We start from the raw sequence: 11,238 nt of genomic DNA on the forward strand, positions 1-11,238 counted from the left end.
TCGTTTACGGCAGCTTTTGCAGAGGTAATTCTGGATCGGTGTTCCATCTTGGAGGGGATGCTTACCGTTTTTGACCCCCTGCTGGCTTTGACAAGGAGGGCAGGGCATCGCTAGAACTGGTTCACTACCTTTTCATTCTATCCATCACTTATTAGGCGACCAGTGCCCTAGCGTAACCCAACAGAATAAAGGCTAGAGTTGGGTTCCACGTTGTTTCACCCAACCTACTAGAAAAGATATGTCAGTCAACCAGGCCTCGATAGTTCTTCGGAAGCAGTCAACCTTGTTCCAGTTATTGTTAACCTCGCAAAGTTACTGAATATTAAGGTTGTTGCTGAGGGGGTTGAAACGCTAGAACAGGCACGCTATTTACAGGAATTGGATTGTCAATTTGGGCAGGGGTACCTATTTGCAAAACCTACGAATGCAACACAAATGAGTCATCTCCTAGCGGAGAACATGAGTTGGTTAGTGCACCATTAATCTTGAAATAGTGACTGCTTAATGAAGGAAAGTTCGCACGCTACATTAGCAAATCGGCTCTTGGATCAAAACTTTCCATGAGCCTGAGTTTTTCGTATAGATCCCGTTCTTGTTGCGTCAGATCACGGGGCACCGCAATGTAAACTTCAACAACTTGGTCGCCACGCCGTCCATCGATCGGGAATCCTTTGCCAGCTAGACGGAGCTTCTGTCCTGGACGCGTTCCCGATGGTATCGACATACTCACCCATCCGTCGAGGGTCGGTACGTCAATCGAACCGCCCAAAACGGCTTCGCTAGGCGTAATCGGCACTTGGCACAGAATATCCGCGCCGCTGAGCTTAAAGAAAGGATGGGGTTCAACTTCAATCTTGAGAAATAAATCACCCCCATTAACGCCTTGATCGCGAATCCGCACCTTTTGCCCAGTGACCATTCCCGCAGGCATATTGACCTCCAGCGATCGCCCATTTTCCAGGCGAATTCGTTCCCGTCCGCCAGAATAGGCTCGTTCTAGCGGAATGACCAATCGGGCTTCAATATCATTGCGGGCGGGTGGACGTTGGCTAACGGTGTAGCTTTTCTTGCTGGTACCGGGACGATAGGTATCTTCGGATTGGGATTGGGACGGGGGAGAAGCCGTGGCCGTACTGCCTGCACTGGCTTTGCGGACGGTGCGAACGCGACTAGAGGGTTCTTGAGCCGGAGCGTGTTGACGGTTGAGCAATTGATCGACAAAGGTATTGAAATCGGGAAACTGGCTATAGTCCATGTCTCCCGCTGCTTTTTGCGATCGCCCCCCCTTCCAAAATTCGCCCTTTTTCCAGAAGCGGCTAAATTTCTCATACTGCGATCGCTTATCCTCATCGGACAAGACCTCGTAGGCTTCTCCTATCTCTTTAAACTTTTCCTCGGCAGCCTTATCCCCTGGATTCAAATCCGGGTGATACTGACGCGCTAAGCTCCGGTATGCCTGCTTGATCTGATCCGGAGTGGCATCCCTGGCGACTCCCAGAATGTCGTAGTAGTTCCGAAAGTTTTGCATTAGGCGCTGCGTTCGTTAAGGAGTGGGTAGAGAGGTAAAGGAGTGGAGGGGTGGAGAAGAGTCTTTAAAGTCCCTCAGATGACGCTTGATCAAAGCCATTCGTCGTCATCGCCCCAATCGTCATCATAATAGTCGCGATTGGGACGGGGTTCAGCCGGGGGACGGCCTGACCGAGGCGCACGATTTTCCTGGCGATCGCGCCGAGAGGAACGATCCGTGGGCGCACCGTAGTCATCCCCATAGTCACCACCACCGTACGGGTCACGGGGGGGAGAGCCATTATTGTAAGGCTCCGGGGCATAGGAATCGCGGGAATAGGGATCGCGATCATAGGACTCACGCCCATAGGACTCATCTGAACGGTACGGATCACGGGAACTCGCAGGATAGCCTGATTCCTGACCATAGGAGGAACGGGAAGACGCAGGTGGGCTAGGAGGCTGACCATAGGGGTCGCGATCGTAGGTATCCCGCCGCGCATAGGGGTCGCGATCGTAGGTGTCCTGTCCTGCGTAGGGATCACGGTCGTATCCGCTGGTGCGATCGCGCGGGGTATCGTAGGTATCGCGCCGATTGGCGTAGGGATCGGGTGAGTCGTAGGGGGCGCGGCTGTAGGGTTGGGAGCGTTCTGGAGAATAGGGATCCCGACCATAGGCATTTTGGCTGTACCCTTTTTGCGGGTAGGGATCGCGATTGTAAAAGTCGCGATTGTAGTCTTGGGCGTAGGGATCGCGGTTGTAGGGAGGGCGGCGATTGTAGCGATCGTCAAAGAACAGATCGTCATCGTCATCTTTGCCCAAATTGGCGATGGTTCGGCGAATGGAACCGAAGAAGTCGTCATCGCCTTCCTCCTCCTTCGCGAACTGATACGCTTCTTGGCGCAGGTCGTACATGGCATCCTGCAATTCCGACTGGGTAAGGTCGATGCCGCGATCGTCGTTGCGTTGGATGCAGGCACGGAGTTCTTTAATTAGCGTTTCGATCCGGCGACGGTAGCTGCTAGCAAACTGCATCCCAAAGTCGAGCGCTACTTCGCGCAGCAAGCGTTCCGCTTGGAAAGTGAGGGTTTCGGCCTTGGTGCGTTTTTCAATGCGATCGCGTCGTTCCCGATCCACATCGGCGTATTTCTCGGCATCGGCAATCATCTGCTGGATTTCCATCTCGCTCAGCGTCGATGCGCCTTGGATGGTGATGCCCTGTTCCCGACCCGTGGTTTTATCCAGAGCCGTCACCTGTAAGATGCCGTTGGCGTCAATGTCAAAGGACACCACAACTTGCGGTACGCCGCGAGGGGCAGGGGGAATGCCCATGAGCTTAAAGCGTCCCAGGGACTTGTTATCAGTCGCCATTTCTCGCTCGCCCTGGAGGACGTGGACTTCTACCATGGTTTGATTGTTTTCCGAGGTCGAGAAAATGTCCGATCGCCGCACGGGAATCGTAGTGTTGCGCGGAATCAGCTTTTTCATCACGCCACCAATCGTTTCCAGACCAATGGAGAGGGGCGTTACATCCAGGAGCAAAATATCCTTCACTTCCTGGTTGAGAATCCCCGCCTGAATCGCGGCTCCTACGGCTACAACTTCATCGGGATTCACGTTTTGGTTCGGTTCGATATTGATGAGCGATCGCACCAGATTTTGCACCATCGGCATCCGGCTGGCGCCCCCCACCAGCACCACTTCATCAATCCGCATCGGGTTGAGTCCAGCATCGGCAAGCGCCTGTTTCACTGGGATGCGCAGGCGTTCCACGAGGTCATAGCAGAGAGCTTCAAACTGTTCCCGACTGAGGCGGGTTTCAATATGCTTGGGGCCATCTGCCGTCGCAATGATAAAGGGCAGGTTGATTTCGGTGACGCCAACACCCGATAGCTCAATCTTGGCCTTTTCCGCCGCTTCCATTAACCGCTGCAAAGCTTGGCGATCGCGCCGGAGATCAATCCCTTCTCGCTGCTGAAACTCATCGGCCAGCCAGTCTACAATCCGGCGATCGAAATCCGCCCCCCCTAGTTGCGTATCCCCGCTCGTGGCCTTGACCTCGAAGACGCCACCGCCCGTTTCTAGGATGGACACATCAAAGGTGCCACCCCCGAGGTCAAACACCAGAATCGTTTCATTTTGCCGACGCTCTAATCCGTAGGCAAGGGCAGCGGCAGTCGGTTCGTTGATAATCCGCTTGACCTCTAACCCTGCAATGCGTCCGGCATCGCGGGTCGCCTGTCGCTGGGCATCGTTAAAGTAAGCGGGAACAGTGATGACGGCTCCGGTGATTGGCTCGCCCAGGTAACGGGCGGCTTCATCCACCAGCTTCCGCAGAATCATCGCCGACACTTCTTCGGGGGCAAAATCCTTTTCTAATCGGGGGCATTTGATTTTGACATTCCCCATTTCATCGCGTCGGATGGTGTAGGGAACCTGTTTGGCGACCGGATCCAGTTCACTATAACGGCGACCCATGAAGCGCTTGATGCCGTAGTAGGTATTTTGGGGATTGAGTACCGCTTGCCGTCGCGCCATTTGCCCCACGAGGCGATCGCCATCTTTGCTAAACGCCACCACGGATGGAGTCGTTCGCATCCCTTCGGCGTTGGCAATGACGACGGGCTTGCCCCCCTCCATCACGGCAACAACTGAGTTGGTAGTTCCCAAGTCAATTCCGACGACCTTGCCCATGCGCTGCGACGCTCCTCGCGTGTCCTTAATTAAACAAGTATTGCAAATCGTTGCTGCATCTATACTATCTTGCTACACAAACATCGCTTGTTCGTTATGCAGGTTCAATGGCAGAAGTGGGCATTACCGAATACGCCAATGGGAGGGCGATCGCACATAACTCATCTGGATAAAACCCCGGATTCTCAAAGAATCCGCAGGGTTGTTTCATGTTTTGGAGAGAAAAATGAGGTGGTCTAAGTTATGGGTAATTCATCTAATCCAGGCTTAGACCATGAATCTCATTGAGCAATTGAAGCATATTCCTGACCCCCGCGGCCGCCATGGGCAACGCTATCCATTCTGGGTGTTGCTTGTACTGGCCTTACTGGGTAGTTTTTGTGGGTACCGAGGGTACCATTCGTTAGCCACCTTCTGCCGCAAAAATGCCACTGAAATTCAAGCGGTGGTCGCTCTGCCTATAGACATCCCCATGCCCTGCATGTCCGCCTTTCGTCGGTTATTCCTACAGGTGAGCGATCAGGCACTAGCCGCTATCTTTCACCAGTGGTGCTTAAGCTTCATGCGTCCGAGTCCAGGCAGTTGGGTGGGAGGAGACGGTAAGAGCATTCGCTGCACCCGCACGGCCAAGGGAGCCAATTTCATCAGTACAGTAACCTTTAGTACTGGTAGTGGTAACGATTGTGAGCTTCCTCGTACGGCCAGATCCCCGTAGCCTGACCCCGGTCGTCAAAAACTCTATGATAGTCAATAAAAGCATCCACCTGAGCGCACTCAAGCGCACAAATGAACTCGTGGAGCAGTCTTATAGGATAGCACTGGCTCGTCATGTTGATTACCCAGTCAAAATCAATCCCGAGTTTATGCGCATGATCGAGCGCTGCAATGTAGGAACCCGGAAGCGAAAAATCGAGGCGACTGCCAGACAGAACATTGATGACATAGACATCAGATAAACCTTCAAATACCGACGCCTCAAGCACAAACTCTTCTTGGTTGTGACTAATCAAGACCGCTCCTGAGGGATCGGATTGCCGGATAGTCTGGACAAGTCGGGTAATCTGAGGCAAATTCTTAAACGTCTGGATCAGATATAAAATCCGCATCCATGCTCTCCTTGCACATTCTTAATGCATCTATGACCTCAAATAGCGGTAATTCGCAAGGTATAGAGAAAAGCTATGATTCTGAATGTTTTAGTCGGCCAAACATTTCAGGAACAGTTCTTTTGCTCCATACTTCGAGAAATAGCTCTACCTGTCTTTGAATACACTCAAAGCTAAATAAATCAGGAAAGGATGTCTGAACGGCTCAGGAAAATTCTTTTGACACACTTGAAATTTTGAAATTTTGGATCAACCACTCTGTTTAAGTTGACAAATAACTAAAAATATGGACTTAGCTATCCAAATCATTTCCGTCACCACTCCCACTCACCTCGACCAATTCCTCGACGTACCCGCCCACGTCTACACCAACGATCCCCACTGGGTTCCCCCCATCCGTAGCGGCATCGCCAAACAGCTTAGTCCCGACAACCTCTTTCGCCAATACGGAACCCTCCAAGCCTTCATCGCCCTAGCCCCCAACGGCACACCCGTCGGACGCATCGTCGCTGCCATCAACCAACGACTGATCGAACGCGAAGGGAAAGCCATCGGACTCTTCGGCTATTTTGAATGCATCCAAGACGAGGCGATCGCCCAAGCTCTCTTCAAGGCCGCCTGCGACTGGCTCAAGCAAAACGACATGGTCACCGTGCGTGGTCCCATCAACCTCTCCACCCACAACAGCAGCTTCTTCCTCGTTGATGGGTTCGACTCACCACCGATGATCATGATGCCCTACAACCCCTCCTACTACCCCCAATACATCGAAAACGCAGGCTGGACAAAAGCCAAAGACGCCTACGCCTACGACTTCGACCCCAGCAAAGCCCTCTCCGGGGAATTTGAAAAAGGCTACCGCATCGCCCTCAAATCCGGCGTCACCTTCCGCCCCATCCATACCAAGGGCGAAGGCTTCCAGCAAGATTGCCGCAGCCTCTACCGTCTCTTTACCACCGCCTTTGCTCCTAACTGGAGTTCTACCCCCCGCACTGAAGAGGAGTTCCTCGAAGAAGCCAAAGAACTCCAATCCCTTGTAGACCCAGACATCTTTCCTGTCGCCGAATACAACGGCGAAATGATCGGCTTCTTTATGGGTCTACCCGATTACAACATTGCCCTCAAACACGTCAACGGCAAGCTCGACCTCTGGGGCATCCTCAAATTCCTCTGGTATCGTCGCCAAATCGACCAATGCCGTGTGATTGCGATCGCCTCTTTGCCCGACTATCGCCGCAAACTTGTTCCCCTTGCCCTCATCTATCTCGGCATGAAAGGTAGCGTCAAAAAAGGCAAACCCTACCAACGCGCCGAACTATCCTGGGTGCTCGAAGACAACGCTCCCTCCCGTAAACTGATCGAAGCCTCTGGCGGCAAAATCTACAAAACCTATCGGATTTATGAGAAAGCGATCGGGTAGATTGCGTAGGGGGCGTTAGCGCCGTGTAACGCACCAAATCTCCAAGTTGTTTTACGCCCTAATCCATCTACAACTGCACCTCTATTCGGAGTCCCGATAGATGGGGCGCGGGGTGCTGCGTCATATACGAAGAGACCATAGCCTGAATTGTTTCGTAATATTCAAACGCCTGCACAAGCTGGCTCCAGCGCGGTGTCCCCTGAAAGCGGATACCTAAATTCTTTGCCGCCCGACGACACCCGTTGTAAGACCCGTAGCGCTCCTCCAGTTCGGCCTGCGTGAGCACAGCCGGGGCAGAGGTCGCAGGCAACATCATCTGCACTGGCGGTTCTGCCTGAGCGTCTGCTTGATCAACCTGCTGCTGTAACTCCTGGACGGCAACATGGGCAACGGTGTAGATCGCAGCAGCATTTTGAATATCCTGCTGCTGGTTCTGCTTCAGTTGGTCGAGAAGTTGGTTGATGCGTTTCTTGCCCATAATGCTTACCGATCGAGGAGCGATCGCCCAGTGGATGCCGGATCATCATACATCCAGGGATGTTCGCGTGCATCGGCCACTTTGTCCACCACTTCATCCTCATTGGCCGCAGGCAGAGACTCCAATGAAGGCTGAGAAAGAACAGGTTGTGTGCCGTCTTCATCGGTGCGCCATGCGGTCACAATTGCGCGAACGGCTCGAATAAAGTTAAAAAACCGACTTGGAAAACTCAAATAGCTCCACTTCGTCTTTTCGAGCGAATCCACATCCGCCACTTGATCAAACACATCAGACAGATGGTCAAGGTGTTGACTCAACGTTATAATTTCACGCTCCAATTCTGTGATCACCTGTTGATTGCTGGTGGTCAACTGCTCCTTCTCGACCCTCAAGCGTTGAATATAACCATTCAGGCGTTCCACATCTTGCTTCAGTTGAAGCGTACTTTGTTTATATTCCCCGTTGCGACGAATAAGCTGGGCACGGCTGCGATTGGTAAACACCAGGCAATCGCGCATTTCCTGATAAAGTTGGTTCGCCTCCTGGGTCGGCAGATGGTCGATAGATTTTGGAAATTCCGTAGCTGAGCGAAACCGAGATGATGATTGTTCAGTGTTAGTCATAGCTCAACTGCATAGCGTGATCCTGATTACGGGCTTAGTATGCCCACTTAAAGCCAGCGGCTCTCACTCCAACCTACAGGACTAGTCCCGCTCCATCAGGATTTCTGCCCCCGACTCTCAATCAAACGCCTGATGCGTGCGAAATTTCGCCTCGCACTCTGGAAGTTATATGCAGTGTGTACATCCCATCTGGTTATGAAAATCATTCACCATGCTCCCCAAAAACTCACCATCGGCATTCGCCCTTGGTTCGCCTGGCTTGTGGGCGGATTTTTCCTAACTGCAGGAACCTTGCCCACCTTCTTTTCCAGCCAGCAAACCCTAACGTGCGATCGCACTCCCCCTGCGACTTGCGAACTTACCACCAAAACCATCTGGTGGACATCCCGCCGATCCATCCCCGTTAACGATATCCAAACGGCCATCCTCGACACCAGCTACGACAGCGACGGCAACGACACCTACCGGGTTGTCCTGCAAACGCCTCAAAATCCTATTCTACTCACCTCCTACTACACCCCCGGATACACCTATCACCAAAACCGCGTCAACCAAATCAATACCTTTCTAGAAACCTCTGATCAACCCTCCCTCTACCTCCGCAACGACGATCGCCTATTGGGTCTCGTGTCTCTCGTGCTGGTCGGTGGGCCAGGATTCCTCGTCTTTCTCTTTTTTGGGCAAATCATTATCTGCGACCTCGATCGCCAATCTGGGAAACTCTCTCTGATCCAGAAAAAATTGACGGGCACAACATGCACTCAGCAAGACCTTAACGCCATTACTGACACTTCGATTGATCGTCACCGGGGCAATAAAGGGGGCTGGTGCTATCAAGTCAATTTCATCCTGAAATCCGGAAAGACGATCGCCCTTACGCCTTACTACAGTTCTGGGCGAGCCGACAAAGAGAAAACCGTTGCCCTAATTCGCCAATTTCTCGGATTATCGGCTGAATCCTAATCACCGCTAACATCGGGCGATCGCCATCTATGCCAGCCTGCCCTGTTCCAACAGGCGATCGCCCCCCAATCAGCAGATGATTAAAATAAAGGTACATCGTGTCCTTGGTTGAACCTATGACTCCCCTCGTCCTGGAAATGGCAACCGCAGATATTCATCTCAGCGATGACCAGTTTTATCGGCTCTGTCAGGTCAACCGAGAATTGCGCCTAGAGCGCACGGCAGAAGGAAGCTTAGTGATTATGCCACCCACCGGATGGGAAACAGGAAACCGCAATTCTAAGTTAAACCAGCGTTTAAGCAACTGGGCAGACGCTAACGGACAAGGTTTAGTTTTCGATTCTTCTACAGGCTTTATCTTGCCGAATGGTGCGATTCGTTCCCCCGATGTCGCCTGGGTTCGCAAAGACCGCATCAACGCCCTTCAACCCGACCCCAATCGATTTTTACCCCTTTGTCCCGACTTTGCCGTGGAACTGCGATCGGCAAGCGATGACCTCAGCACGCTCCAAGCCAAGATGCAAGAGTATCTGGACAACGGGATGCAGCTTGGCTGGCTCCTCAATCCCCTGGATCAGCAGGTTGAAATCTATCGAAATGGTCAATCGGTCGAGATTTTACAATCCCCCACCGAACTACCAGGAGAGCTCGTTTTACCAGGATTTGTGCTCAATCTTGAGGGCATTCTGTCCTAAGCCAACTCCACCCATCCCCGCTGAATCTCAATGCCGCGCGATCGCATCGCCTGATCAAACAACGAGGTCGAAAGCACCCGCTCCACAGGCCACACCCCCGGTTGATCGATCGTTCCCGCCAACACATAGGCTGCCAAGCTGCCTGTCGCGCATCCTGCCGCCGTGGCTGTATGGTCATGTACCACCGATGACGTATAACAGGCCGATCGCCCATCTTTGATGCCGTTCACCTGCACTTGCATCGCAATCCCCACTCCACTCCAGCGATCGCTCACCCTTGTCATCCCGTAGCTGAGGTAGGAAAAGAACTCGATAAATTGTCGTTGTTGCATCAACATAGACGGTGTAACCCTTGCCACCAAAGCCGTCAGAGAGTTATAGAGATCTGGCGTAGACCCAAATTTAGTCGTGACCGTCTTCACCGGAAAACTCGTTGCCAATGTCCACGCTTCCGGCACATCAAACCAGTACACCCCCGTCTTTCCAATGGGTTTTGGGAACGTCACCCCCTCTCGCTCACTGTAAGGCTTCACCGATTGCCACTGTCCATCGATCCACACCTCAAAGGGATGCTGCAATCCTAAAAACGTCGTTCGCATCACCGTCACCCCTGCCCCGCCCGATCCAGCAACTCCGTACTGAATATGAATCTCCTCCGGTGTATCCAACTGTTCTACGGCTTGGCGTACCATGCTGTTGGACATTCCCGGAAAGACACCCGAATTGGCGATCGCCGTAATGCCTGCCGCCTGAGCCTGAGCGTGCAACGCTAAGATTTTCCGGGTATAGGAACGGTTATCATTCACGTCGATATAGTTCACCCCCTGATCGATGCAGGCTTGCAGCACCGCCGTATCCCGATACTCAAACGGCCCTGCACAGTGAACCACCAGATCCACAGCGGCGATTGCCCGTTGCACCCCATCCCGATCCTCTAGGCGTAGGGACTGGTAGTGCTTGCAAGGAGCGTCCAGGGTTGCGGAAGATCTCGGATTCTCCGATGTTCCTGTAATGGTGATATCAACATCGGTATGCGCCAACAGATCCGCTGCCACGCTGCTACCAATCCGCCCCTGCCCACCCAAAATCAGTACCCGCTTAACCATGTTCTCCCTTGTCCTCCCGTATCCCCTCCATCTTAGGATGATTGCCCGTAGACACGTTCCACCAGAACGATGCGGTACCCACTCAACTCAAAACTCAAAACTCATCCCTATCCTCAAGACTTCCCAGAACGAATTTGAGCGATCGCCAGCACCAAAGCACTCGCCACTAGTCCCCAAAATGCCGAGCCAATGCCCAGCAGCGACACCCCAGACGCCGTGACCAGAAACGTGATCAACGCCGCTTCCCGCTGCGATTCGTAGACTAAAGCTGTCGCCAACCTATTCCCAATCGTTCCCAAAAGCGCCAACCCCGCGATCGCCGCTACCAGTTCCGGTGGAAAGGCCGTAAACAGTGCCGTCACTGTTGCCCCAAAGATACCAATTAGAAAATAAAATCCGCCTGCGGCGATCGCCGCAACGTAACGTTTTTGAGGATCATCGTGAGCTTCTTGTCCCATGCAAATCGCGGCGGTAATGGCCGCTAAGTTAATCGCAAATGCCCCAAAGGGAGCCAGCAGCAATGTCGCAATGCTTGTCCAGCCAATCACCGGAGAAATAGGCACCGTATAGAGCTGATTTGACATCTTTATAATTAGACTTAAAGGAGCCAAACCTCTTAAACCGAACAACGATGAGCTATTCGAGCA

Annotated in this window: 12 protein-coding genes; 5 read left to right on the forward strand and 7 right to left on the reverse strand. The window is 52.7% G+C overall.

What is annotated here, in order from left to right; all coding sequences use genetic code 11:
* The first annotated feature begins 294 nt into the window (after positions 1-294).
* Positions 295-483: an EAL domain-containing protein gene (locus tag IGR76_15355; protein MBF2079850.1), complete on the forward strand. Its 189-nt coding sequence runs from the start codon at positions 295-297 to the stop codon at positions 481-483.
* A gap of 40 nt (positions 484-523) precedes the next feature.
* On the opposite strand, the gene IGR76_15360 is transcribed toward IGR76_15355, so the two are convergent.
* A complete protein-coding gene (locus tag IGR76_15360; protein ID MBF2079851.1) occupies positions 524-1,528 on the reverse strand; it encodes a J domain-containing protein in 1,005 nt (334 codons plus the stop codon).
* 89 nt (positions 1,529-1,617) lie between these two features.
* Positions 1,618-4,200 (reverse strand): molecular chaperone DnaK, encoded by a 2,583-nt coding sequence (dnaK, locus tag IGR76_15365; protein MBF2079852.1) that lies wholly within the window; start codon positions 4,198-4,200, stop codon positions 1,618-1,620.
* Positions 4,201-4,474: 274 nt separating this feature from the next.
* Between dnaK and IGR76_15370 the strand changes: the two genes are divergently transcribed.
* Positions 4,475-4,915, forward strand: a complete 441-nt coding sequence (locus IGR76_15370) for a transposase family protein (protein ID MBF2079853.1) — start codon at positions 4,475-4,477, stop codon at positions 4,913-4,915.
* Here the strand turns inward: IGR76_15370 and IGR76_15375 are convergent.
* On the reverse strand, positions 4,860-5,306 hold the full coding sequence (locus tag IGR76_15375; protein MBF2079854.1) for a hypothetical protein: 447 nt from the start codon (positions 5,304-5,306) through the stop codon (positions 4,860-4,862). The genes IGR76_15370 and IGR76_15375 overlap by 56 nt on opposite strands.
* Before the next feature lie 286 nt (positions 5,307-5,592).
* Between IGR76_15375 and IGR76_15380 the strand changes: the two genes are divergently transcribed.
* Positions 5,593-6,726, forward strand: a complete 1,134-nt coding sequence (locus tag IGR76_15380; GenBank protein ID MBF2079855.1) for a hypothetical protein — start codon at positions 5,593-5,595, stop codon at positions 6,724-6,726.
* Between the two features lie 67 nt (positions 6,727-6,793).
* Here the strand turns inward: IGR76_15380 and IGR76_15385 are convergent, their stop codons facing one another.
* Positions 6,794-7,204, reverse strand: a complete 411-nt coding sequence (locus IGR76_15385) for a hypothetical protein (GenBank protein ID MBF2079856.1) — start codon at positions 7,202-7,204, stop codon at positions 6,794-6,796.
* A 5-nt stretch (positions 7,205-7,209) separates the two neighbouring features.
* Positions 7,210-7,827 (reverse strand): hypothetical protein, encoded by a 618-nt coding sequence (locus tag IGR76_15390; GenBank protein ID MBF2079857.1) that lies wholly within the window; start codon positions 7,825-7,827, stop codon positions 7,210-7,212.
* A gap of 195 nt (positions 7,828-8,022) precedes the next feature.
* On the opposite strand from IGR76_15390, the gene IGR76_15395 reads away from it, so the two are divergent.
* Positions 8,023-8,790 (forward strand): hypothetical protein, encoded by a 768-nt coding sequence (locus IGR76_15395; protein ID MBF2079858.1) that lies wholly within the window; start codon positions 8,023-8,025, stop codon positions 8,788-8,790.
* Positions 8,791-8,906: 116 nt separating this feature from the next.
* Positions 8,907-9,485, forward strand: a complete 579-nt coding sequence (locus IGR76_15400) for a Uma2 family endonuclease (protein MBF2079859.1) — start codon at positions 8,907-8,909, stop codon at positions 9,483-9,485.
* Here IGR76_15400 and IGR76_15405 read toward each other — a convergent pair.
* Both IGR76_15405 and IGR76_15410 read right to left on the reverse strand, forming a co-directional pair.
* Complete coding sequence (locus IGR76_15405; protein MBF2079860.1) at positions 9,482-10,591, reverse strand: saccharopine dehydrogenase NADP-binding domain-containing protein; 1,110 nt, start codon at positions 10,589-10,591, stop codon at positions 9,482-9,484. The two genes, IGR76_15400 and IGR76_15405, sit on opposite strands and share 4 nt — an antisense overlap.
* Before the next feature lie 113 nt (positions 10,592-10,704).
* The coding region (locus tag IGR76_15410) for a benzoate/H(+) symporter BenE family transporter (protein ID MBF2079861.1) at positions 10,705-11,238 on the reverse strand (534 nt) is incomplete at its 5' end.

It is taken from the genome of Synechococcales cyanobacterium T60_A2020_003, from assembly GCA_015272205.1.
Taxonomy (GTDB): Bacteria; Cyanobacteriota; Cyanobacteriia; order RECH01; family RECH01; genus JACYMB01.

Coding starts and splice junctions, on each gene's coding strand:
- IGR76_15360 (MBF2079851.1), bottom strand. CDS start 1,528: ATGCAAAACTTTCGGAACTACTACGACATTCTGGGAGTCGCCAGGGAT.
- dnaK (MBF2079852.1), bottom strand. CDS start 4,200: ATGGGCAAGGTCGTCGGAATTGACTTGGGAACTACCAACTCAGTTGTT.
- IGR76_15370 (MBF2079853.1), top strand. CDS start 4,475: ATGAATCTCATTGAGCAATTGAAGCATATTCCTGACCCCCGCGGCCGC.
- IGR76_15375 (MBF2079854.1), bottom strand. CDS start 5,306: ATGCGGATTTTATATCTGATCCAGACGTTTAAGAATTTGCCTCAGATT.
- IGR76_15380 (MBF2079855.1), top strand. CDS start 5,593: ATGGACTTAGCTATCCAAATCATTTCCGTCACCACTCCCACTCACCTC.
- IGR76_15385 (MBF2079856.1), bottom strand. CDS start 7,204: ATGGGCAAGAAACGCATCAACCAACTTCTCGACCAACTGAAGCAGAAC.
- IGR76_15390 (MBF2079857.1), bottom strand. CDS start 7,827: ATGACTAACACTGAACAATCATCATCTCGGTTTCGCTCAGCTACGGAA.
- IGR76_15395 (MBF2079858.1), top strand. CDS start 8,023: ATGAAAATCATTCACCATGCTCCCCAAAAACTCACCATCGGCATTCGC.
- IGR76_15400 (MBF2079859.1), top strand. CDS start 8,907: ATGACTCCCCTCGTCCTGGAAATGGCAACCGCAGATATTCATCTCAGC.
- IGR76_15405 (MBF2079860.1), bottom strand. CDS start 10,591: ATGGTTAAGCGGGTACTGATTTTGGGTGGGCAGGGGCGGATTGGTAGC.